We start from the raw sequence: 23438 nt of genomic DNA, 5'->3' as shown, positions 1-23438 counted from the left end.
CACTTAAAATAAGTGGCTTTTTTATTACAAGAATTTTGGTGGAGATGGCGGGAGTCGAACCCGCGTCCGCAAGCACTACACTCGAGATTACTACATGCTTAGATATCGTCTATTGTTTTAACCCTCAAAGACCCGACGAACAGGGTTAAGAGAGCGATCCTTTAAGTTTAGTACAACACCCCAAGGCTTGATGTTATACGGACTTGTGTGCGTGCGCTTCAGTCGGGATCTCTAACCACAAGTATTCAGAGATGCGGACAAGCTGCCCTTAGGCAGCTAGAGCGTAAGATTCGTCGTTTGCGACTATTTAAAATGCAAATTTTATTTACGAGAGAAAATGCGCTCTCGGCATGCATCTATGAGTTTCATCACCAGCGTCGAAGCCAGGAACATCCCCAAAGTACAACGCAATCATAGCATAAAAGTTTGAAAATACGACCTCTAATTTCACAACAATTACACATACACATGCGCTTATTTCAATAATTGAGATAAAATCCCTTTTTTCAAGTTCAAAATTGCATATTTTATGAGTTATTTACTTGCACTGGATCAAGGGACGACGTCAAGTCGTGCGATCATTTTTGATGAACATGGAAACGTTCATGCAACAGCTCAAAGAGAAACTAAAATACGAACACCAAAGTCAGGCTGGGTAGAGCAAAATGCACAAGAGATTTGGAGTTCACAAATCGCAGTAGTGCAGCAAGCAATTGCTGATGCACGATTACTGCCTAAAGATATCAAAGCTTTAGGCCTAACCAATCAACGCGAAACGACAGTGATTTGGGATAAAAAAACTGGTGAACCTCTAGCCCCTGCGATTATTTGGCAAGATCGCAGAGCAAGTGATTGGTGTAATTCCCTCATTCAACAAGACTTACAAAACAAGATAAATTACACCACAGGACTCCGCATTGATCCTTATTTCAGTGCTGGAAAATTAGTGTGGTTACTTGAAAATATGGATGGTTTAAGAGCTCGTGCGGAACAAGGCGAAGTGGCTTTTGGAACCATTGATAGCTGGCTAGTTTGGAATCTCACTCAAGGTGCTGAACACGTAATTGAGGTTTCTAATGCTTCAAGAACCATGTTAATGAATTTGCATACCCAGCAATGGGACGATGAGTTGCTCGCACTATTTAACATCCCAAAAGCAATACTACCCAAAATCGTGGCTTCTGATTGCCATATTGCCAATACAGCCAAAGGTCTCTTAGGTGCAGAAATTCCAATTACAGGGATTCTAGGTGATCAACAATCAGCCTTATTTGGTCAATCATGTTTTGATATAGGCTCAGCAAAAAACACCTATGGTACTGGCTGCTTTATGTTATTCAATACAGGTGATCAAATTCAACTGAGTCAGAATCAGCTTCTCTCCACTTTAGCTTGGCAATGTAAAGAACACACCTCGTATGCGCTTGAAGGTAGTGTTTTTATGGCTGGTGCAATTGTACAATGGTTACGTGATGGACTTGGAATTATTCAAAGTAGCCAAGAAGTTGAACAATTGGCGTGTCAAGTTAACAGTACCGATGGTGTCGTACTTGTTCCTGCCTTTACAGGCTTAGGAGCACCTCATTGGGATACGGATGCCCGCGCATTATTATGCGGTATGTCTAGAGGGACAAATAAAGCACATATTGCGCGAGCAGCTCTCGAATCAATCGCATTTCAAGTCGCTGACGTTTTGAATGCCATGCAATCTGATATTCGAAACCCTTTAAAAGAATTACGTGTAGATGGTGGTGCGAGTCAAAATGATATGCTAATGCAATTTCAAGCCGACTTACTGAATGTTCCTGTGTTAAGACCGCAACTTTTGGAGTCAACGGCTTGGGGAGCTGCGGCAATGGCAGGTTTAACTGCAGGTGTATTTAAAAATCCGTCTGATATTGCGGCATCATGGAAATTGGAAAAAGCCTTTGAGCCAACAATGTCTGAAGATCAACGTCAATTTCATTTACATCAATGGAATAGTGCGTTAAAACGTTCAAGATCAGATGTTTAGTATAAAAAACCGCCTACAAGGGCGGTTTTCTTATAAGAGATACATAGATTTTTCAATATGCGTATGAAGCAATACCTGTTGCAATTGCTTTACCTTCATCATTCACCATATTCATGCGCATCGTACAACCTTTGCGACCCATGCGTAGGACTTCAGCAGTGGCAATAAAATACTTTCCGCGCCCTGGTGATAAATAATCCACTCGCATATCCACTGTTGCTAAACGTGAAACTTTCTTTAAAGTTTCAGGCAACATATCAGGCTCTGCACGCTTGTAAAGCTCGCCCATTGCAACAATCCCGCCAATACTATCGAGTAATGTTGCTGCTACACCGCCATGCAAAATTTGGAAAGAAATATTACCAATGAGATTCGGTTTCATCTCAATATAACCTTGGATTTCACCTTCTACGACACGCATTTGCATTTCGTTGTAAGCGAAATAAGGAGAGGTATTAAATACTTGAGTGAGTTGATTTAATACCACTTCAAGATCTGGTTTAGCACCTAAATGGAGGTTACCCATCCATTTTTTTTGGGAATCGTTCATACAAAACTCAAATTAACATCATGAGAAAAAACCATCAGCATTTTCCCAAAAACCGCCTTAAGGGGGCTACAATTAGACCCAAGTAAAATACCAAACATCGAGATTGTGATGACTTATACGTTTAATCGCCCTGCTTTTCCTGCAACACGCATGCGCCGTATTCGAAAAAATGACAAACTCAGAGCGATGGTGAGAGAAACACATCTTTCTGCTGAACATCTCATTTATCCGGTATTTGTTCTACCAGGTCAAAATCAAACCCAAGAAATACCTAGTATGCCAAATATTCACCGTCTTTCAGCTGATTTGTTGTTAAACAAAGCTGAAAAACTTTTAGAATTAGGTGTATCTAAATTAGCTTTATTCCCAGTTACCCCACAAGAAGACAAAAGTTTAACTGCTGAAGCAGCATGGAGAGATGATGGTTTAGTTCAAAGCACTGTCCGTCTTCTAAAAAAAGAATTACCAGAAATGGTACTCATCACTGATGGCGCTTTAGACCCTTATACAACACACGGTCAGGATGGCATCATAGATGAAACAGGTTATGTCCTGAATGATGAAACTGTTGAGTGTCTGATTAAACAAGGTTTAAGCCATGCAGAAGCAGGAGCCGATGTTTTCGCACCGAGTGATATGATGGATGGTCGTATTGCTGCGATTCGTCAAGCATTTGAAGCAAATGGTCATATTTATACCAATATCATGGCTTATTCTGCCAAATATGCATCAAGCTTCTATGGTCCTTTCCGTGATGCAGTGGGTTCAGCATCTAATTTAAAAGGTGGTAATAAGTATAACTACCAAATGGATGTAGGAAACCGAGCTGAAGCTCTTCACGAAATTGCACTAGATATTCAAGAAGGTGCAGACATGGTGATCGTAAAACCAGGGATGCCATATCTAGATATTGTACGTGAAGTTAAAGACACATTTGGCATTCCAACATTTGTTTATCAAGTGAGTGGTGAATATGCCATGTTGGCAGCAGCAATCCAAAACGGCTGGCTTTCTGAAAGTGTGATTTTAGAATCATTGATGAGCTGTCGTCGTGCTGGTGCAGATGGAATTTGGACCTATTTTGCTGAAGATGCTGCAAAAATGCTTAAAGATCTGTAATACACTATTGAATCAAAAGCGCTTTTCCATAAAGCGCTTTTTTTCTACTAAAATCATCATCATTGTATTCGAGACCCAACTTTTAACTGACTCATTTAACATCTTACATCTCATCGATCTCTTTACATCATTGAGATTATTTGCACGATTAGAGCTTGAATATGGTCTAATACACCCCGTCATTTTGAAGGTGGATAAAAATGCACGTTGCCATCATTGGATGTGGAATTAGCGGCTTACTAACAGCGCTTGAATTACTCGAACAAGGTTGTGAAATTACCCTCATTGATCAAAAACAAGCAGCTAAAGCTGCATCTTGGGCAGGTGGTGGTATTTTGTCACCTATGTATCCTTGGCGTTATCCCAAAGCAGTCAATCAATTGGCACAACATGGTAAATCGTTATATCAATCTTGGAAACAAAAAATTCAACCATTGAGTGGCATTGATTTCGAAATTCACGATTCAGGCATGTTAATTTTTGATGAAGATGATTTTGAGATTGGACTCAGTTATAAGGCGCAATATAACGAGCCGATGCAGCATTGCGATTTACTCGACGAGACTCAATTAAGAAATCTGAATCCACGAGTTTCTAATACTTTCAAGCAGGCTTTGCATTTTCCACAATTGTCTAATGTTCGTAATCCTCGTCTTTTAAAGTCTATTCTGACTTATCTTAAATCACATTCAAAAGTAAAGATTATCGAGCATAAGTGGGTAGAAAAATTACTGATTCAAAATCAGCAAGTGCAATCCGTTGTTCTGCATGATCAACATCAAATTAAAGCTGATCAGTATGTTATCGCTACTGGAGCTTGGTCGGCACATTGGGCATCACAACTCGATTTCAATATCCCTGTTCAACCTGTTCAGGGGCAGATGATCCTATTCAAAACCCCTGAAAACTGGCTACCCACGATGTGTATGTACAATGTCATGTATATGATTCCACGTCGAGATGGCCATATCGTCTGTGGTTCCAGTATGGCGGAATTAGGTTTTGAACATCGCCCAAATTTGAAAACACAACAATCCATTTACCAAGCATGCATTCAACTCATACCTGAACTTAAAAATTTCCCGATAGTGCAACAATGGGCAGGCTTGAGACCTAGCTCACCTGATGGAATTCCATATATCGGTTTAATGCCTGAAATGAAAAACTTATGGGCGAATTTTGGTCATTTTAGAAATGGTTTATGCATGGGGCCAGCTGCAGCGCAGTTACTACGACAACTCATGCTGAATCAGACCACCCTCGTTGATCCTAGACCCTATGACCCATCTTTGAAGTTTCAAGTTTAATGTGATGGAAGTAGTTGCTCCAACGCCATTTTGAGTTCTGGATACTGAAATGTATAACCTGCTTGAATAAGTGCTTCTGGTATAACGTATTGTCCATTTAAAACCAATTGAGACTGCTCACCTAACATGATTTTAAACAATGAATCAGGCAGACTTAAAAGCGGTTTCTTGTTTAAAATTTTTGCTGCGGTGCGAACAAAATACACCTGATTCGTTTGTTCAGGAGCAACGAAATTAAAAACTTCTTTTGGAGTCTCATTCAACATCAGAAATTCAATCGCCTGAATCACGTCCTGAATATGAATCCATGCTAAGGGCTGCTGACCTGAACCAATTTTACCTACCAGATTAAATCGAATCGGTAAGAGTAATTGTTGTAAAATTCCTCCGCCATGCCCAAACACCACGCCTAAACGAATGACCTTAATATCAAACTGATTTTTGTGTTGGAGAGCCGACCTCTCCCACTCTTGGCAAAGTTCGGACATAAAGATCGGTTGAGATAATCCCTGCTCATTGTTTTTTTCTGACCATTCTTGATCAGGATCAATACCATAATATCCTACAGCAGAACCAGAAATAATTCGCTTGGGATGTTGCTGATGGGTCAGCAGATAATGTAATAATGCATCGGTCGTATTCACTCGGCTGTCGATGAGTTTTTGTTTTCGCCTTTGCGTCCAGCGACCATCACCAATACTTTCACCCGCTAAGTTAATAACATAGTCAATTTGAGCGTGTTGGATATCATCGAAAGATTGAACCCATGTCAAACGTGGATGCTTCATTTTTGGATTGGACTGTCGGCTTAAACCAATCACTTGATAATCTTGATCTAGCAAATATGCAACCAAATAAGATCCAATAAAACCTGTTGCACCAGTAACCAAAACGCAAGGATGATACATAGAAATACTCTTATGATCTGATCTCTCTATCATGGTGAAAGATGCCTTTGAGCTCAATTCATGATTACTTATTTACCACCAATTTATTCGCCATGCGCTTCGCTTGTGGACCATAAAACCAAAAGGTAATTAAATATAATGGTATCGCTAGCATCAAAATCATAATTACACTGAGACTTAAGAAACTGGAATTTTGGACATAGAGTAAAAAGTTCTGCCAAATTTCAGGGTCTTTTCTCGAAAAAAATAAAATACTTAAAAAAACACCAAGAAAGTTATAGCCCCAAAAGATCAACGTAAAACCTAATGTGAATTTTTTACGTTCTTGATCCGAAGGTGCACGTTGTTGTTGATAAATAAATTTATATAAAACAACAATCATCGCTATTAAATATGGAAGTGCAGTGACTATTCCTGCAATTGCCGAAGGCAATAACGCTGCCAAAATACCTGCAACCAGCGTTAATCCTAAGCAAAGTAAAAAGAACCATAAAAAATATTTTCTTAAAGAAACCATAACTCTCAGACGCAATAAATTCCTGTCACAAAGCATAACCGAAAATAAATCAAATATTTTTAATTTTCTTGTCAACCGAATCACAACCTTATGCGTTATATAAGGTACAAGGTCAGTAGCAACCGCGTAGTCATTGCACCGGCATCCGCAATGATACACGGTGACCTTATACCCCAATGAGACCTATAAATCATGCTTCATGCTTCTTGCAGAAAATTTAGTTTAGCAGCCTAAATTTGAATGACTGAAGTATTTTGGCCGACGATTTCACATCACTCGAATCGTCGGCTTTATTTTTGAAATTTATAAATTTTCTAAATATACTTTTATCCATAAAGATGAGATAACAATCAGAATAAATCCTAGCACCAATGTATAAAGAAAAAATTAAACATAAAATTAGTCTAAAAAAACGTCTAAATTTTAAATCAGACTTTTGGGATGTATTGAATTATCCATTCACTCGCTTTCTTATCAGTATCGTATTAGTTTGCTATTGCTTTGTTTTTATTAAAGCATTTATTAATCATCAATTTCACATACCGCTTACAATCATCAGTTTACTCTGTGGTGTTTTTATCAAAGTTATCAAATCATTAGAAACAAAGAAAAAATCTTAATTTATTCAATTTTAAGCCTATTTTTGAGTGCACTTTCATTTATTTCTATACAGAGTAATAGCTCGAATCCATTAATAATTTGGGTCTATTTCTATCTTGGTGCTTACTTAATAGTTTTTTCTCTAGAGCATCATCAGAGTTTAACCACACCTTTTGGTGAAGGGCTTAGTTTTTTATTCGCACTTGGAATTTGCTATTGGTTTTTCGAAAAACAGATGCTTGGTGTTGATACAGTATTATCGACATTCATCACAATAATCTTGTTAATATTTTTACTCTATTCGATTTTACATGCCTTTTTTGAAATTAAGCATCATCATTTAAGCCGTTTTCTACTGAGTTTCTTTACTTGTTGTTCAATTTTAATTTTGTCTATTGATCAAATTATAGAGCTTTATTCACAGGGCGATATTACATCTGAGCATCGTTGGGTTGAGCGTTTAATTTTATTATTTCGATATTTTTTACTCGGTTTATCGTCTTTATATCTTTTTCAAAACTTAATGCTGCCTCTCAGCTATTTTCCCAATAAATACACGCGCTCTTATTTTTCAGATGTCAAACAAAATACGCTGATCCATATCAACCGTTTTTCAGAAGATCAAATTTCTAAAACAGAAGCTTGGTTTGCACTCATTTTTACGGTTTCAGTCTATTCTTTAAATTATATCTATCAAATAATTCCCATCAATATGAGTATTTGGCTAAGCATTCTATTGGTACCCTTAGTCATCCAATCTTTTTTTCATCATAAAGTAGATCAATCGTTAACAGCAGCTAAACTGCATGCATCCTCTTCTCATAAGCAAATCTCGATCAACTCGAGAATCAAAAATAGAAACAAGAGAAAAAGACGAAAAAAGAGTAAATCGAATAAAAAATAGCGATTAAAAGCTGTCTTATAGAGATGTTAAAAATTTCGATGTTTTAAAGTCCGATATTGGATAAGATGACAATTGAGATGTTTTGGGGTTCGGTAATGGCAGTGCGTTTTTTTCATACTTCAGATTGGCATTTGGGGCAATTTTTTCACAATCATGATCGTGACTATGAACACACACAATTTTTAAATTGGCTACTTGCGCAAATTCAACAAAAACAACCGAATGCCCTGCTGATTGCCGGTGATATTTTTGATGTGGTCAATCCTGCATCATCTGCTCAAAAACAGTTATACCAGTTTCTCACCGATGCCCATGCCATTGCCCCGCATATGCAAACCTTAATGATCGCAGGTAATCATGATTCCGGTTACCGCATTGAACAGGTTGAACCTTTTCTAGCGAAATTCAATGCCAAAGCGGTCGGTATTATTGGCAAACAGGATGGTGAATTTGATCTCGATCGTTTGTTGATACCTATTTATGATGCTGATAAAAATATCGTTGCTTGGTGCTTAACCCTGCCTTATTTACGCAGTGCCGAAATTACAGGCTTAAATGAAAATACCACCAACAGCCAAAATGCCATTGCCTATTTACACCAACAACTTATTGCGGAAGCTAAAGCGCGTAAACAACCCAATCAAGCCTTAATTTTGATGTCACATGCCCATATGCAAGGCGGTGAAACCTCAGATTCCGAACGTCCAATTGTGATTGGTAAGGAAGAGGCTTTATCCACTGCATTATTTGATGATGTGATTGATTATGTGGCACTCGGTCATTTGCATAAACCGCAAAAAGTTGGACAGGAACATATTCGCTACAGTGGCTCACCTATTCCACTGTCTTTTAGTGAACGCAACTATAAACATCAAGTGGTTGAAGTCACCATTGACCCCGAAGCTGATGAACAAAATCATTTTCAATATCAAGCGCACGTTATTCCACGTACCGTGGATTTGATTCGAATTAGTGAACCCTTGTCTGAATTAATCACTACGGTACATGCCCTGCCAAAAGGCGAAATTGACAATCTCAATGCACGACATTTTCTAGAGATTGAATATACGACAGATGCCCCACCGCCTGTAGACTTACGTCAGCAGATTGAACTGGCACTGCCACCAAATCGTTATCGTTTACTGCGTATAGCTCGAATTTATCAAAAAGCAACGGAGCAAAACGATGAAAGTCACAAAGTCGATTTAGCGCCCCCCACCCCTGAAAAATTATTTTTAAGCTTGTGGGAAAAAATGGGCTATGAGCAGGATGAATCGGTGAAGCGTGATTTCTTAACTTTGCTTGAAGCGGCACAACACGATTTGGATCAAAAAGCACACTAAGGACAGGTCATGAAAATTATTCGACTCAGTTTAAACAACTTGGCCTCTTTAGCCGGTGAACAACATATCCATTTTGAACAAGCGCCATTGGCTCAGGCAGGTCTGATTGCCATTACTGGTAAAACAGGTGCAGGAAAATCGACGCTGCTCGATGCCATGTGTTTAGCTTTGTACGATGAAATCCCACGTTTACGTGGCGCAGCTGGCAGCATGAAAGATGTAGGCGGTAAAGACATTTCAATTAAAGATTCGAAGAATATTCTGCGTCGTGGTACCACCGCTGGTTTTGCTGAACTTGAATTTCTTGCCCTTGATGGTAAACGCTATTTGGCGCGGTGGGACATTAGCCGTGCGCGTAAAAAAGTTGATGGCAATTTAAAAGTCGAGCGCTTTGTTCAATGTTTAGATGATGGCGCGACCTTAACGCAAAAAATCTCGGAAGTGACGCCACTGATTGAAAAGCTGATTGGTCTCAGTTTTGAGCAATTTACCCGTGCAGTCCTGTTAGCACAGTCTGAAGTGGGGGCATTTTTAAAAGCCAAAGACCATGAACGTGCAGATTTACTCGAATATTTAACCAATTCGCAAATTTTTAGTGAAGTCAGTAAAAAAGCCGCTGATAAATTTAGTGAAATTAAACAGCAACGTACTGATTTAGAAAAGCAACTCGGTCATATTGATATTCTGAGTGAAAAACAACTTGCAGCCTTAAATCAACGACATCAGCAGTTAAAACAACAACTCGTACATTTGGCACAATCAGAAAAGCTGCTTGAAAATGAACGTAAATGGTATCTTGAGCGTGATCAATTGTATGCTGAAGTCCATGGCAAAAAAGAGATTTATGAAGTTCAGCTTGATGCCGTAAATAAATCCGCAGCACAACAACAATTGCTACAACAGCTTGATGCATTTCAAGCCATTCGTGAACAATATGTACAGCGTGCACGTTTAGAACCACAAAAACTTGAGGTGCAACAAAAACAACTGGCCTTTCAAGCTGAGTTTGTCTCTTTACAACAACAAGCTACTACTGAACAACAGCGCTTAAAAGCCTATGAACATGCCCAAGCGCAATTTGAGCAGCAACGTTTGGATATTAAGCCTCATCTTGAACAAGGCTTAAAGTTGGATCATGACATTCACAGTATTTCTGAACAGTATAAAAAACTCAGTGCAGATAAAGATCAGCTTGTTCTCAATGAATTAGAACCGTCAAAACATGCTGTTGAACAACAACAGACCAGCGTATTGGCTTGGCAAAATAAACAGCAACAAATCAACTTTGAGTTAACCCAAAGCCAATTTTTACAATGCTTTGACCAAGAACCACAAAGTACTTTGCAGGCGCTACAACATTATGTCGAGCAATATCAGTTGCTTCATCAACAAGAGCCAGAACTATTACAACAATCCTTTGCAACTTTAGAACAGCAACAGCAAACCATTGTACAACGTCTGCAAAGCTATGTGGCTCAACATGAAAGTCTTGACGCTTTGATACAATCGCTAAAAAACATCCAACAACAGCGTGAACATCAGCAAAGTACGGTATTACGACTGCAACATCAACAGCAGCAGCTTGATCAAGCCATTACCCATATCAGCGAAACACACGACCTGACAGGCTCAATCGCTGAACAACAAAAGCAACTGCAGATTATTCAACAGACCCTTGAAAAACGCTTGAGCGAAAAAGCCACACAAGAAGCCGCCTATACCCAGCTACAAAGCATCTTGGAGGCACAGCGTCTATTGCATAGCGAAAACGTGCAGCATTTACGTGAACAGCTCAAAGCCAATCAACCGTGTATGGTCTGTGGTAGCCATGAACATCCGTTTTTAGACCATCATCAACGCTTAGAACAAGGTTTATTGCAACTACACGAGCACCAATTGCAAGAGGCTCGTCAACAATTGGAACAGGTCAATCGTGAGGTACAGCAAGCACAGATTGAGCAATCCAAAGTACAGACCTTACTTGAACAGCAACAACAGCGTATGGAACAGCTCACGCAATTCACTCAGCAACAGCTCGAGCACATTCAAGCAGCATTACAACAACTGGGTTCAAATCTCGACACGGCAGACCCGATTCAGTTGCAGCAGCGCATAATGCAGCAGATCCAAACACTGCAATCGCACATTGAACAACAACAGGTGCAAGAACAAGAACTTAGTCAATTGCTTGAGCAATGGCGTAAAGATCAGCAGCAACAACAGCAATTACTATTGAATATTCAACGTCGTGTACAGCTTGAACAAGGTATTCAACCTATTGTGCAGTTACTGCCTGCTCGCTATCAGCAAGACACACCAATACATTGGGTTGCCGAATTGCAACAGCAGCTGCAGCAGCGTGTTGCATTGCTCACGATGCAAAAACAAGTAGAGACATCACTGCTGCAAGCACTGCAAGAACTTGAAAAAATGACGCTACGCTTTGAAGCAGCACAAAAACACGAACAACGCCTGACACAACAGATTGAACAACTGATTGAGCAAGGCAAAATGTTACGCTCGAAACTTGCGGAACTGACCCAAGACTATGCCGGTCAAAGCTACCGTTATGCTGCGGATTGGCAAAAACATTTAGAGGAAACTGCTGTCACTCATGCCAATGAAGTTCATGCACAACGCAGTAAAACTGCACATGCTGAACAACAGCTGAATGCAGCCAATTTACAACAGCAGCAGTTGCTCAGTGATTTACATCATCTTGAACAGGCATTACAGCAAGTACAACAGGCTATTCAGCAATGGCAACTGAGCCATCCGACCGTGACCACAGATCAAATCACGACATGGTTAAGCATTGATTTAGCCCAACATCAACAAATACGCCATGAGTTAAATACGCAGCGACAACTTTTAGAGAATGCCAAAACCGCTTGGCAAGTTTTAGAAGAACGTTATCAAGCCCATTTAAAACATCAGCCTGAACATGATCTCAGCATGCTCGAGCAGGAACTTGCGAACTTGCAAACGGAAAAGCTCGCTCAACAAGAAGCACTCACTGATACAGAAACTCAGTTACGTATGAATGCTGCCAATCAAGCCAACTATGCTAAGTATCAAGGCCAAATAGAACAAATCAAGGCGGAAGAATATCGTTGGGGACGTATCTACGATTTGATTGGGCATAAGGAAGGCACCAAGTTTAAAAAGATTGCTCAAGAACACCATTTAGATATTTTGGTGGAATATGCCAATCAGCAATTACAGCCACTTGCGCCACGCTATCAGTTGCATCGTATTCCTGACAGTTTAAGTTTGGCCATTATTGACCTAGATATGAACAGCGAAGTTCGACCTGTGTTGTCCTTATCAGGTGGTGAAACTTTCTTAGTGTCTTTAGCCCTTGCTTTAGCGATTGCTAACATGGCATCAGGTTCAATGAAACTTGAATCACTGTTTATTGATGAAGGCTTTGGCACGCTCGATCCTGCATCACTACATATGGTGATGAATGCCTTAGATCATTTACAAAGTCAGGGACGTAAAGTGGTATTGATCTCGCATGTACAGGAAATGCATGAACGTATTCCGGTACAGATTCAAGTGAAACCTGTGGGTGCAGGTGCGAGTACCATTAATATTGTCGGTTAATGATTAATGATAAAAAGTTGAAGCCGTCAAATGACGGCTTTAATCTAAGCCAGTTTTCTTAAAGTTAAAATTTGCTCAGCTCGTCCAAAAGGTCCGTTCAGATCATGAAGAATAGATGAAGTTAACCCGATACCGTCATCACCATATTGTTGCACTGTTTCCAGACCTAGCCACTTACCTATTGGCATACGATAGAGATGTATCTGTAAATCTAAATTTGGGAAAGTATAGTTAAACGGCCAACCTTGTCGTGTGACAATTCCATTCGCTGTATCGACCATTCCCATCAACTTCACAAAGTCTGAATGTATTTGTCCTTCAACCATGTCATAAGGATTGGTTAGCCATACAATTCCCTTGCCTGCCCGTCGATCTAAACGGCGTGCCTCAAGTGATTGAATATAGCCTCCAGGCCAGTTTCTAATTGCTTCCCATAAGATCCCCTCGTCAGGATCAGCAACTTTTTTATCTTCTAATCCTGCGACTGCCTGAGTATCACTCATCATCATTCGCCAAGTACGTGCCTGAATGCAGCTTTTACCATGTGCAGACATGGTCGACTCGATCAATTCAATGGTTTTTCCAGGTCGAATAATTCGAGTTTCAATTTGAAACTCCCCAGCGGGTATCAGGCCCAAAATATCTAAACTTATACGTCCAATCCGTAGGTCAGACCGAGCAGAAAAGTGATCCAACTCTGCACAAATAATCCCTGTTGCGGGCGCCATATGCTGTTCGTGCGCATTCCATGCGCCTTGAGCATGTATAGTCGACTTATACTTAGCCAGTACTGATCCATCATCACACACTTTTCGTTCTAAAAGCTGATAATACGAACTCATCCAATTCTTCCCTGTTTTATGATTATGTGAAATATATTGGTTTATTTTTATACATAAAAAGTTGTATTTACAATAACAGTGACTCAACCCGAAAGTTCAGTGCAGACTGAATCCAATCATTTTGAGTAATCTCGCGCCCCAAATAAGGCCGTCCCTATGCGAACCATAGTCGATCCAGCGCTAATCGCATCTTGTAAATCACCCGACATTCCCATACTCAAGGTATCCCAATCAGAAGGATGTGCATGATGCTCTTTCATCTGATCAAAAAGTGTCTTGGCATCATAGAGTGCATCTACATTGCCAGGTGCTGGAATGACCATTAACCCTCGTAATCGAAGTCGAGGTAATATGCTCATTTGAGCAACCAGATCTTCGACCTCTGAAACTGCACAACCATCTTTGCTTTCTTGAGCATCAATATTCACTTGAAGACAAATATTGATAGGCTCCTGTTCGATTGTGCGTTGATTAGAGAGTCGCTCTGCGATAATAAAGCGATCAACCCCATGCACCCATGCAAATTGTTCAGCCAACTGTTTGGTTTTATTGCGTTGTACATGACCAATAAAATGCCATTCGATGTCTAAATCATTCAGCGCTTTGATTTTATCTAATGCTTCTTGCAGGTAATTCTCACCAAATGCTCGTTGACCAGTCTGATACATTTCTCTCAAAATATCCGCTGGATGCGTTTTGGAAACAGCAAGGAGTTTAACCTCGTTAGATTGTCGTTGAGCAACTTCACAGGCTTGTTCAATTTGTTGAATGACACTATTTCTCGCTTGCTCTAGACTCATCATGTATAGCTATCTCAGTTAATTCATCTTTTTTTACTTTCTTGCACGCTAACTGTTGGTTAAGCTGTAGGAAAGCCTTATTATTCTATCAAAATAATTACGATTTTAATGCGTTCGGGGAATTTATGGATATTACAGAATTACTGGCATTTTCAGTGAAAAACGGGGCGTCTGACTTGCACCTTTCTGCAGGAATGCCACCGATGATTCGTGTTGATGGTGAAGTTCGTCGTATTAACTTACCAGCCTTAGAACACAAAGAAGTACACCGCTTAATCTACGACATCATGAATGATAAACAACGTCGCGATTATGAAGAAAAATTAGAAACCGATTTCTCATTTGAAGTACCTGGTGTAGCACGCTTCCGTGTCAACGCATTCAACCAAAATCGTGGCGCTGGCGCGGTATTCCGTACCATTCCTTCTCAAGTGATTTCTATGGAAGACTTGGGCATGGGGCAAATTTTCAAAGACATTTGCGCCTATCCACGAGGAATTGTTTTGGTCACAGGACCAACGGGTTCAGGTAAATCGACTACGCTTGCGGCGATGATGGATTACATTAACGACAACCGGTACGACCATATTTTAACCGTCGAAGATCCAATTGAATTTGTGCACCAATCCAAAAAGTGTTTGATTAACCAGCGAGAAGTGCATCGTGACACACATGGTTTTAATGAAGCGCTACGCTCTGCACTGCGTGAAGATCCAGATATTATTCTCGTCGGTGAAATGCGTGACCTCGAAACCATTCGACTTGCACTCACTGCTGCGGAAACTGGTCACTTGGTGTTTGGAACACTGCATACCACATCTGCCGCAAAAACAATTGACCGTATTATCGACGTGTTTCCTGCCGATGAGAAAGACATGGTTCGTGCCATGCTTTCTGAATCGCTTCAAGCCGTCATCTCTCAAACACTTTTGAAGAAAACAGGTGGCGGTCGGGTAGCTGCTCACGAAATTATGATTGGAATTCCAGCGATTCGAAATCTCATCCGTGAGAACAAAGTTGCACAAATGTATTCTGCAATACAAACCGGTGCAAATTATGGCATGACCACTCTCGATCAAAGTCTCAAAAATCTTGTCGCGAAAGGCATTATTACCCCGCAAGTTGCACGTACTGCGGCTAAACAACCAGAATCATTTTTATAAAAAAGTGAACGTCATTTGATTTAGGGGAATCAAAATGGATTTTAATGACCTGCTCGACATGATGATTGCGCGCAAGGCTTCAGATTTATTTATCAGTGCAGATATTGAACCATCAATGAAAATTAATGGTGAAATTGTGCCTGTAGTTAAAACAAAACTCACTGGTGAAATCATAGGTCAATTGATTCACTCGATTATGAGTGAAAGACAACGAATTGAATTTGCTGCAACACACGAATGTAATTTTGCTATTGCCAATCGTGATAAAACTGCACGTTTTCGTGTCAGTGCTTTTCAGCAACGTGATCAACCTGGCATGGTCTTACGTCGGATTGAAACTGTCATTCCAAGTATTGATGAGCTGAAACTACCGCCCGTACTTAAAGATTTAGCAATGACTAAGCGCGGGATCATCTTATTTGTAGGTGCTACTGGTACAGGTAAATCGACTTCGCTTGCAGCAATGATCGGTCATCGTAATCAAAATTCTAAAGGTCATATCATTACCATTGAAGACCCAATCGAATTTATTCATCAACATCAAGGCTGTATCATTACTCAACGTGAAGTTGGCATTGATACAGACTCCTTTGAAATTGCACTGAAAAACACACTCCGCCAAGCACCTGATGTCATTCTTATTGGTGAAATTCGCTCACGTGAAACCATGAACTATGCGATTAGTTTTGCTGAAACAGGACATTTAGTATTTGCGACCTTACATGCCAATAATGCTAACCAAGCCTTAGATCGTATTATTCATTTCTTTGAGACAGATCGTCACAGCCAACTGTTTATGGACCTCTCACTGAACTTGAAGGCGATCATTGCACAACAGTTAATTGCGACTCCTGATAAAAAATCACGTCATCCTGCAATTGAAATCTTAATCAATTCTCCACTGATTTCAGACTTAGTGCGTAAAGGCGAAGTTCATGAAATTAAGGAAGTCATGAAGCGTTCCCGTGAAATTGGAATGCAGACGTTTGATCAAGCGCTATTTGACTTATATAAAGCTGAGAAAATCACTTATGACGAAGCATTACGTCATGCTGACTCTGCCAACGATTTACGCTTACAAATCAAACTCTCTGAAGAAGATCCAAACTATCTGTTGAATTCTGGCCCCCGCCTCACTTTTGATGGTCAAGATGATTAATCAATAGTGAATAAAAAAGGAGCAATCATTGCTCCTTTTTTAATGCAATCAAGATTTATTTTTTACGGTATGCTTCTTGGCATTCAGGCGCATCGCAATAACCATATAAATTCAAAGAGTGACCTGTTAAAACAAAACCAAGTTGTTCAGCAACATTATGTTGTTCTTGTTCAATCAAATCATTGTGGAATTCAACAACTTTGTTGCAGTTCTGGCAGACCATATGATCGTGGTGATCATCTTGCATGATTTCGAATACAGAGTGATTATTCTCGAAATGATGACGTTGGATAATACCAGCAGCTTCAAACTGAGTTAACACACGATATACAGTTGCTAGACCGACATCTTCGCCCTGCTCAAGTAAGGTCTTATAGATATCTTCCGCGCTCAAATGATGCTGTCTTGAATTTTCTAATAATTCCAAAATCTTGATTCGTGGAAGGGTAACTTTAAGTCCAGCTTTGCGTAAATCTTGATTTGAAATAGGCATATAAAAAGGTCTCTCAACAAATTTTAAGTTGGAATATGCAACAGAGTTGAGATGCAGTATGATCTATCCTTGGATCAATTGCATCATAATTAATTTGGGATAGTGTAGCAAAATGCAAAAAATCATGCTGACGTTATTCGTCGCTTCTTTACTGGGTGGTTGTTCTGTCTTTGGTGTATACAAAGTTGATATTCCTCAAGGAACACCATTAACCCAAGCGCAAGCTTCAAAAATTCAAGTCGGGATGACTTACCAACAAGTTCGTTTTTTACTTGGTAGCCCAACCATTTCAGATCCTTTGAATCCTTTACGTTGGGATTACATCTACAATTATACCCCAGGTACATATGCTAAAAAAGCAAATATTCCTGCAACTCAAGGTCAGCATCTAAAAGTATATTTCGATGGTTCTGGCGTCGTGAATAAAATCGAAGGTTTAGAAACTATCCCAGAAACTCAACCTGGTTTACCAGGTTCGAAAGATGCGATTTTGAACGCGCCACCACTATAAAGAATTAGACATAAAAGAAAACCCCTCAAAGAGGGGTTTTTCATATCATTTCAATTGTTTAAAGCGATTGCCACGACAATAGCGCCCAACTGGATTCGCTGCCGCTCGCTTACGGCGTATATCTTTTGGATTAATCGTTAATGCCCGATAGATTTCCACCCGATCACCTGCTTGCAAAACATGCGATTGATCTTGTACTTTCATCCCAAAAATTCCAACAGCATACTCATCTGGCAACTGCGTACACGACGCAATACCACTTTGTGTAATAGCATCCGCAACAGACATGCCTTCCACAAATTCTAGTTCAATGTGAAACTGCTGGTCTACAGCAGCATAAGCAACCCAAACTTTTGCATTTTGGATCATGGTAACAATTGACCTAAGTAAGAAATCATCGCAACCACAATTGCTAAAGGTGTCACAATACGCACAGCCACACGCCAGATATTATAAAAAGCTTCATTACTAAAATTCAGCGCTTTACGTAAATGACTAATTTTCATGATCCAACCCACGAAAATTGCATAGATTAAACAAATGCTTAATCCCCAAAGCATTAAAATCGGAGTTAAAAATAGATCAGCTGCAGGGAATACCCAAATTAAAAGTGGTGCAAGCAATAAAATATATTGCACCGCTTGTGCTAATCCACGATGTACGAGTTGTTCCTTGCCAAGTTGCAGGAGTAAAGCTACTGCAAATATTGTCGCGATTAAAACGATATATGCTGGAATTGCAGCACTAATTGCAAAATATCCAAATCCAGCCACAGCCACCAGTTGCGCTAGCCAAATCGGTAAAGTTTTTGGCGTTGCAGCATCTTGTTTCTCTTGATTGAGATTTGTCTGCCAATATAATCCAAGCCCAAGACCAGAAGCCACTAAAGCGAGAATAGTTGCATTGCCCCACTCTTTAAACTCAACAGAAGTCAGCTGCCAATCATTGACTTGGACACCAAAAACTTGAGCCGCGATTAAACTTGCAATCGTTGCAATCGCAGTAAGTACAACCAATACAGAACGTTGAAGAAATGATAAACCAAATGCAATGAATGCTGCGATACCCATCAAAATATTTAAACCAATACCAAAATCATTTTGTTGTGCTACAACATTAGAAGTATTGAGTAATATACCGCCCGCTAAAAATGGAATAAAAATAACAGCAAGCCAGCCCACTACTCTCCAACGTTGGTTTGCATCGGCTTCACGGGTCAATTTTGATAATGCGTTCAGCGCTGAAGTTTGAGCTCGTTTCGCCAATCCAATTTCTAAATAAATAATTGGCAACGCTAAAAACAACATCGTTGCAAACCAAAGTAACCAAAAATCGAGTTGTCGATCAATTTGCAAGCCTAAGCTTGGTGCCAGACCCACAATAATGATAAATGATAAACAAAATGCCATCAGCGGCGATAACCATCGTGACATAGCGGTGTCCTGCATGAGGTATTCCATTAAAAAGTTTTACGCTATTTTGCCTAGCTCAATCATTAAAATCAAAGTCTGGCGTTAAAAAAGTAAGTGTAGATCTTAGCCACTTCAAATTAAATTTTTAATATTGATCCGCGCGAGTAACACGCTTCAAGCTTGGGTCACGGGCTTCTCTGACCAATCGCTCAACGTGAGTTATTGTACGTAATGTTGGCTTACCATCCTGAAATAAAATCATTTCGCCGGGCGTATATGCAAACCAAGCTTCATTATCTGTTAATGGTTCTGTCGTAATTACAGCCACACGATCTTCAGGTGTCGTGACCTGACTAAAATCGACTTCAACATCAATATCAATTAATCGTGCAGGTTGAAATGGATATTCGCGAACAATCCAGTGTAATTTTGTGGTCGCATAACTATACAAAGCCTGTCCATTTGATAAACAAAAATTGAATGTCCCATGCTCTGCTATTGTTGGTGAAATTTCTTCTAATGCATGAAATACATCGTGGACACTTGGCTCTACATAACCAAACTTTTGTACGAGATGTTCTAATAAATAGCAAAATGCAAGCTCACTATCTGTATTACCTACTGGTGTGAACTGTCCCGACAACCTTGGATGAAAATTATGCAGATCACCATTATGCGCGAAAATCCATTGTCTCCCCCACAATTCACGAATAAATGGATGAGAATTTTCTAAAGTAATTTTTCCCTGTGTTGCTTTACGAATATGGGCAATGACATTACGCGATTTAATCGGGTAATTACGAACGAATTCTGCAATTGGAGACTCGACTGCAGATTGGTTATCAACAAATAAGCGACATGCCTTATCCTCAAAGAAAGCGATGCCAAAACCATCTGAGTGATCTGACGTTATTCCAGCGCGCTGAGAAAAACCACGAAAAGAAAACGTAATATCCGTAGGGGTGGCACAATTCATTCCAAGTAGTTGGCACATAATCTTTCATTTTGCTTTAATTATCAGTTTTATTGTGCATCAGCCTTATAGATCTTGCAAATATGAATATAGCAATTGAATATGTTTTATGCTGGATATATGGGACATAAAACGATTATTCTTATCAAACAAAAAAAGCCACCGAAGTGACTTTTTATTATGTGATTATGAATTAGTGCGCCGACTTAGAACGATTGGTAATCAATGTTCCAACACCGTGATCCGTAAAAATTTCCAACAAAGTCGCATGTGGAACACGACCATCCACAATATGCGCGCTCACTACACCCCCTTTCACCGCATCAAGCGCACATCCCACTTTCGGAATCATACCGCCGTAGATCACACCTGTATCTATCAAGCGATCGACTTCTTGTGTTGTTAGTCCAGTGAGTAGGTTTTTATTCTCATCCAATACACCACTGATATTCGTAAGAAGAATTAACTTTTCTGCACCCAAAGCTTCAGCAACTTTACCAGCAACTAAATCTGCATTGATATTGTAAGTATTACCTTCCTCATCAACACCAAGTGGCGCAATCACTGGAATAAAATCACTTTGAGTGAACATTTCCAGAACGTCAGTTTTTACACCGACCACTTCACCCACTAACCCAAGATCAATTTGTTGAACAGATCCATCCTCTTGGGTTTTTTCCATCAACAACTTTTGAGCACGAATTAAGTTACCGTCTTTACCCGTTAATCCAATTGCACGACCACCATGTTGATTGATCAAATTCACAATAGACTTATTTACACTTCCGCCCAACACCATTTCTACAACTTCCATAGTTGCAGGATCAGTTACACGCATTCCATCAATACGGTCTGATTCACGCCCAAGTTGTTTCAAAAATGAATCGACTTGAGGACCACCACCATGAACCACAACCGGATTAAGACCAACTGTTTTCAGAAGCACGATATCACGGGCAAACGAACTTTCTAATGCAGGATCAGTCATTGCATTGCCGCCATATTTCACTACAAGTGTTTTACCTGTAAATCTTTGGATGTATGGCAAAGCTTCTGTCAAAATTTGAGCTTTGTCGATGCCAGTTTGTTGGTGTGGCATTCGCCTCTCCTTCATTCCTACATTAGTGTGCATTCAAAATACTTTGAGCAAGCACAGGATATTTTTCATTTAAAATTTTTACAAAATGCTGGCGAATTTCATAAAGTTTTGATGGACTATCTGCATCAAACCGTACCGTGAAGTATTCACCAGTATTTGATGCTCGCATAATGCCAAATCCGTAGTCAAAATCAAGGCGAATACCATCGATTTTACTCATTTTAGCCCCAGTACTTTTACAATTCTGCTCTATCAAGGCTAGGACGTCTTGCGGATTTGCATCTTGAGTTTCAATATAGGTATCTTCAGTACCAAAGCGATCTGGGAATTGAGCGAGATATTCAGATAGCGTGATATTAAGTTGACTCAATGCCTCCATGACCCGTAATGCTGCATAGATACCATCATCGTAACCAAAACCACGACCATCATTGAAGACATAATGACCCGCATATTCTCCCCCAAAAACAGCTCGACCTTTGGATTGGGAAATATAACGGCGCATGAAACTGCTGCCAGTACGAATCATTTTTGCGATGCCTTGTAATTGTTCAATGGTTTTTGACACCATCGTTGAACATTTTACGTCATAAACAATTTCATGATGTGGATGCTGAGTTAAACACAATGATGCGAATAATGCCAACAAGCGATCAGCAGACACAATGTGAGCATTCTCATCCAGAATGACGGCACGATCACCATCACCATCGAGAGCAATCCCTAAATCCGCCTGATGCAACAAAATTTTTTCTTTTAACTGCGTCAAATGCTTCGCTTGTGAAGGGTCTGGAGGATGATCTGGAAACTCTCCATTTTCACAACAACGTATTGAAATGACTTCGCATCCCATTTTTTGTAGTACTAAATCAGCACAACGCCCAGCGGCACCATGCATACCATCTAATACAACCTTGAGTGGACGCTTTAATTGAATATCCTTGAGCAAAGCATGCTGATAAGCCAAGCAATACTCTGATTTAATCTGATGTGTCAGTTGAGGTGGCGTTGGAAAGTGATCATGTTGAAAATAGAAACCTTCCGCATATTCCCCAACATTTTGAATCATGTCTGGACAAGGCGGTTCGTATTCAATAATCCATTTAATCCCATTATCATGTCTAGGATTATGACTCGCGGTCACCATGATGCCATTTCCATTTTTATGTCGAGCAGCAAAATACATTTGTGGGGTTGAACAACATCCAATGTTTTCGACATTCATCCCTTGGTTTTTGAAGACTGATTCAATAATCCAAGCAAAAGTAGGACCAGTCAATCGAGCATCGTAACCTAGCACAATACTTTTCTGGCCACGTGATTGATACTGAGCAGCGAGCCCATGCGCAATCGCATAAATTGTTCTTGTATCCAATTGACTGACTTTTCCGCGAATATCATAAGCGCGGAAAATTTGTCTTGGAAAAATAAGTGGTTGGGTATTCATTCTTAATTAACACCGTTGACTGCTGAGACAGAACAGCGTGATGAGAGTTGATCCAAATAAATTTTGAATATATTGAGTAATAGAAAATATCGTTATTCTTTATATAACGTGTACCAATTTCAATTTATATAATCTTTGTTAATATTTTGCAACATATAAATAAAAGCCTGATTTTACAGGCTTTTATCCAAAATACTATTGTTTTCCAGTGTGTCCGAATCCACCAGCTCCTCGCTCACTTGCCTTGAATTCGTCAACTAAATCAAATTCAGCTTGTAAAACAGGAACCAATACGTATTGAGCCAATCGCTCACCCGGCTCTAATGTAAATGCATTTTGACTGCGGTTCCAAACTGAAACCATTAATTCACCTTGATAATCTGAATCAATTAGACCGACGAGATTTCCTAATACAATCCCGTGTTTATGACCTAAGCCAGAACGAGGCAAAATCAAACCCGCATAACTTGGGTCTTCGATATAAATTGCCATACCTGTTTTAACTAAAACAGTCTGACCAGGCTCAATAGTGATTGCTTCATCTACACATGCACGTAAATCTAAACCTGCCGATCCTGTTGTTGCATAAGTAGGTAATGGCCATTCTTGACCAAGTCGTTGGTCGAGTACTTTCACTTGAACTTTCATATTCAATCCTGTTTTAAAAT

The 23438-nt window shown here is 39.8% G+C and carries 20 protein-coding genes and 1 other RNA gene; 8 read left to right on the top strand and 13 right to left on the bottom strand.

The features are described 5' to 3' along the window. Nucleotides 1-36: 36 nt before the first annotated feature. Nucleotides 37-397, bottom strand: a transfer-messenger RNA (tmRNA) gene (gene ssrA, locus AC1M9L_RS08925). A 132-nt stretch (nt 398-529) separates the two neighbouring features. On the opposite strand from ssrA, the gene glpK reads away from it, so the two are divergent. Next, nucleotides 530-2014, top strand: coding sequence for a glycerol kinase GlpK (gene glpK, locus AC1M9L_RS08920; RefSeq protein WP_481591907.1), 1485 nt, complete (start codon nt 530-532; stop codon nt 2012-2014). A 52-nt stretch (nt 2015-2066) separates the two neighbouring features. On the opposite strand, the gene AC1M9L_RS08915 is transcribed toward glpK, so the two are convergent. Next, nucleotides 2067-2564, bottom strand: coding sequence for a thioesterase family protein (locus tag AC1M9L_RS08915; RefSeq protein ID WP_035266285.1), 498 nt, complete (start codon nt 2562-2564; stop codon nt 2067-2069). 108 nt (nt 2565-2672) lie between these two features. Between AC1M9L_RS08915 and hemB the strand changes: the two genes are divergently transcribed. Both hemB and thiO read left to right on the top strand, forming a co-directional pair. Next, nucleotides 2673-3683 carry a porphobilinogen synthase gene (hemB, locus tag AC1M9L_RS08910; protein WP_180000234.1) on the top strand — a complete coding sequence of 337 codons (1011 nt, stop codon included), beginning with the start codon at nt 2673-2675 and terminating at the stop codon, nt 3681-3683. A gap of 200 nt (nt 3684-3883) precedes the next feature. Continuing rightward, nucleotides 3884-4990 (top strand): glycine oxidase ThiO, encoded by a 1107-nt coding sequence (gene thiO, locus AC1M9L_RS08905; protein ID WP_481591906.1) that lies wholly within the window; start codon nt 3884-3886, stop codon nt 4988-4990. Here thiO and AC1M9L_RS08900 read toward each other — a convergent pair. Both AC1M9L_RS08900 and AC1M9L_RS08895 read right to left on the bottom strand, forming a co-directional pair. Further along, entirely contained in the window at nt 4987-5898 is a 912-nt protein-coding gene (locus tag AC1M9L_RS08900; RefSeq protein WP_481591905.1) for a TIGR01777 family oxidoreductase, read from the bottom strand. The genes thiO and AC1M9L_RS08900 overlap by 4 nt on opposite strands. Nucleotides 5899-5962: 64 nt before the next feature. After that, on the bottom strand, nt 5963-6415 hold the full coding sequence (locus AC1M9L_RS08895) for an ABZJ_00895 family protein (protein ID WP_481591952.1): 453 nt from the start codon (nt 6413-6415) through the stop codon (nt 5963-5965). 1599 nt (nt 6416-8014) lie between these two features. Between AC1M9L_RS08895 and AC1M9L_RS08890 the strand changes: the two genes are divergently transcribed. Both AC1M9L_RS08890 and AC1M9L_RS08885 read left to right on the top strand, forming a co-directional pair. After that, nucleotides 8015-9262, top strand: coding sequence for an exonuclease SbcCD subunit D (locus tag AC1M9L_RS08890; RefSeq protein WP_481591904.1), 1248 nt, complete (start codon nt 8015-8017; stop codon nt 9260-9262). Nucleotides 9263-9271: 9 nt separating this feature from the next. Further along, nucleotides 9272-12871, top strand: coding sequence for an AAA family ATPase (locus AC1M9L_RS08885; protein ID WP_481591903.1), 3600 nt, complete (start codon nt 9272-9274; stop codon nt 12869-12871). A gap of 44 nt (nt 12872-12915) precedes the next feature. On the opposite strand, the gene AC1M9L_RS08880 is transcribed toward AC1M9L_RS08885, so the two are convergent. Together AC1M9L_RS08880 and AC1M9L_RS08875 are read right to left on the bottom strand one after the other, a co-directional pair. Next, the gene (locus AC1M9L_RS08880; RefSeq protein WP_481591902.1) at nt 12916-13713 is read right to left on the bottom strand and encodes a thioesterase family protein; all 798 of its coding nucleotides are present in this window, start codon (nt 13711-13713) and stop codon (nt 12916-12918) included. Nucleotides 13714-13829: 116 nt separating this feature from the next. Further along, the gene (locus tag AC1M9L_RS08875) at nt 13830-14516 is read right to left on the bottom strand and encodes a YggS family pyridoxal phosphate-dependent enzyme (RefSeq protein WP_035267462.1); all 687 of its coding nucleotides are present in this window, start codon (nt 14514-14516) and stop codon (nt 13830-13832) included. Between the two features lie 122 nt (nt 14517-14638). On the opposite strand from AC1M9L_RS08875, the gene AC1M9L_RS08870 reads away from it, so the two are divergent. After that, nucleotides 14639-15676: a type IV pilus twitching motility protein PilT gene (locus tag AC1M9L_RS08870; RefSeq protein WP_092768204.1), complete on the top strand. Its 1038-nt coding sequence runs from the start codon at nt 14639-14641 to the stop codon at nt 15674-15676. Between the two features lie 34 nt (nt 15677-15710). Continuing rightward, entirely contained in the window at nt 15711-16835 is a 1125-nt protein-coding gene (locus tag AC1M9L_RS08865; protein ID WP_481587875.1) for a PilT/PilU family type 4a pilus ATPase, read from the top strand. A 55-nt stretch (nt 16836-16890) separates the two neighbouring features. Here AC1M9L_RS08865 and fur read toward each other — a convergent pair whose 3' ends face one another. Further along, on the bottom strand, nt 16891-17328 hold the full coding sequence (fur, locus tag AC1M9L_RS08860) for a ferric iron uptake transcriptional regulator (protein ID WP_035267453.1): 438 nt from the start codon (nt 17326-17328) through the stop codon (nt 16891-16893). A 112-nt stretch (nt 17329-17440) separates the two neighbouring features. On the opposite strand from fur, the gene AC1M9L_RS08855 reads away from it, so the two are divergent. After that, nucleotides 17441-17839, top strand: coding sequence for an outer membrane protein assembly factor BamE (locus AC1M9L_RS08855; protein ID WP_092768200.1), 399 nt, complete (start codon nt 17441-17443; stop codon nt 17837-17839). Between the two features lie 45 nt (nt 17840-17884). Here AC1M9L_RS08855 and AC1M9L_RS08850 read toward each other — a convergent pair whose 3' ends face one another. The 6 genes from AC1M9L_RS08850 to dut form a co-directional block, all read right to left on the bottom strand. After that, on the bottom strand, nt 17885-18208 hold the full coding sequence (locus AC1M9L_RS08850; RefSeq protein WP_035267448.1) for an RnfH family protein: 324 nt from the start codon (nt 18206-18208) through the stop codon (nt 17885-17887). Next, on the bottom strand, nt 18205-19287 hold the full coding sequence (locus tag AC1M9L_RS08845) for a hypothetical protein (protein ID WP_481591901.1): 1083 nt from the start codon (nt 19285-19287) through the stop codon (nt 18205-18207). Before AC1M9L_RS08845 ends, AC1M9L_RS08850 begins: the two co-directional genes overlap by 4 nt. A 109-nt stretch (nt 19288-19396) precedes the next feature. Continuing rightward, the gene (locus AC1M9L_RS08840; RefSeq protein WP_035267429.1) at nt 19397-20245 is read right to left on the bottom strand and encodes a class II glutamine amidotransferase; all 849 of its coding nucleotides are present in this window, start codon (nt 20243-20245) and stop codon (nt 19397-19399) included. A 172-nt stretch (nt 20246-20417) separates the two neighbouring features. Next, nucleotides 20418-21323: an acetylglutamate kinase gene (gene argB / locus AC1M9L_RS08835; protein ID WP_481587878.1), complete on the bottom strand. Its 906-nt coding sequence runs from the start codon at nt 21321-21323 to the stop codon at nt 20418-20420. Nucleotides 21324-21345: 22 nt separating this feature from the next. Next, nucleotides 21346-22770 (bottom strand): phosphomannomutase/phosphoglucomutase, encoded by a 1425-nt coding sequence (locus AC1M9L_RS08830; RefSeq protein WP_481591900.1) that lies wholly within the window; start codon nt 22768-22770, stop codon nt 21346-21348. A gap of 195 nt (nt 22771-22965) precedes the next feature. Beyond that, on the bottom strand, nt 22966-23418 hold the full coding sequence (gene dut, locus AC1M9L_RS08825; protein ID WP_035267418.1) for a dUTP diphosphatase: 453 nt from the start codon (nt 23416-23418) through the stop codon (nt 22966-22968). Nucleotides 23419-23438 lie beyond the last annotated feature (20 nt).

The sequence above is a fragment of the Acinetobacter sp. ANC_7511 genome (genome assembly GCF_056779975.1).
Note: the sequence above shows the minus strand (reverse complement) of the source record. Positions and strands in the feature narration are given on the sequence as shown.

Coding starts and splice junctions, on each gene's coding strand:
- AC1M9L_RS08895 (WP_481591952.1), bottom strand. CDS start 6,415: ATGGTTTCTTTAAGAAAATATTTTTTATGGTTCTTTTTACTTTGCTTA.
- argB (WP_481587878.1), bottom strand. CDS start 21,323: ATGCCACACCAACAAACTGGCATCGACAAAGCTCAAATTTTGACAGAA.
- dut (WP_035267418.1), bottom strand. CDS start 23,418: ATGAAAGTTCAAGTGAAAGTACTCGACCAACGACTTGGTCAAGAATGG.
- thiO (WP_481591906.1), top strand. CDS start 3,884: ATGCACGTTGCCATCATTGGATGTGGAATTAGCGGCTTACTAACAGCG.
- AC1M9L_RS08870 (WP_092768204.1), top strand. CDS start 14,639: ATGGATATTACAGAATTACTGGCATTTTCAGTGAAAAACGGGGCGTCT.
- AC1M9L_RS08880 (WP_481591902.1), bottom strand. CDS start 13,713: ATGAGTTCGTATTATCAGCTTTTAGAACGAAAAGTGTGTGATGATGGA.
- AC1M9L_RS08890 (WP_481591904.1), top strand. CDS start 8,015: ATGGCAGTGCGTTTTTTTCATACTTCAGATTGGCATTTGGGGCAATTT.
- AC1M9L_RS08850 (WP_035267448.1), bottom strand. CDS start 18,208: ATGATCCAAAATGCAAAAGTTTGGGTTGCTTATGCTGCTGTAGACCAG.
- fur (WP_035267453.1), bottom strand. CDS start 17,328: ATGCCTATTTCAAATCAAGATTTACGCAAAGCTGGACTTAAAGTTACC.
- AC1M9L_RS08900 (WP_481591905.1), bottom strand. CDS start 5,898: ATGTATCATCCTTGCGTTTTGGTTACTGGTGCAACAGGTTTTATTGGA.
- AC1M9L_RS08855 (WP_092768200.1), top strand. CDS start 17,441: ATGCAAAAAATCATGCTGACGTTATTCGTCGCTTCTTTACTGGGTGGT.
- AC1M9L_RS08885 (WP_481591903.1), top strand. CDS start 9,272: ATGAAAATTATTCGACTCAGTTTAAACAACTTGGCCTCTTTAGCCGGT.
- AC1M9L_RS08840 (WP_035267429.1), bottom strand. CDS start 20,245: ATGTGCCAACTACTTGGAATGAATTGTGCCACCCCTACGGATATTACG.
- hemB (WP_180000234.1), top strand. CDS start 2,673: ATGACTTATACGTTTAATCGCCCTGCTTTTCCTGCAACACGCATGCGC.
- AC1M9L_RS08830 (WP_481591900.1), bottom strand. CDS start 22,770: ATGAATACCCAACCACTTATTTTTCCAAGACAAATTTTCCGCGCTTAT.
- glpK (WP_481591907.1), top strand. CDS start 530: ATGAGTTATTTACTTGCACTGGATCAAGGGACGACGTCAAGTCGTGCG.
- AC1M9L_RS08865 (WP_481587875.1), top strand. CDS start 15,711: ATGGATTTTAATGACCTGCTCGACATGATGATTGCGCGCAAGGCTTCA.
- AC1M9L_RS08875 (WP_035267462.1), bottom strand. CDS start 14,516: ATGATGAGTCTAGAGCAAGCGAGAAATAGTGTCATTCAACAAATTGAA.
- AC1M9L_RS08845 (WP_481591901.1), bottom strand. CDS start 19,287: ATGCAGGACACCGCTATGTCACGATGGTTATCGCCGCTGATGGCATTT.
- AC1M9L_RS08915 (WP_035266285.1), bottom strand. CDS start 2,564: ATGAACGATTCCCAAAAAAAATGGATGGGTAACCTCCATTTAGGTGCT.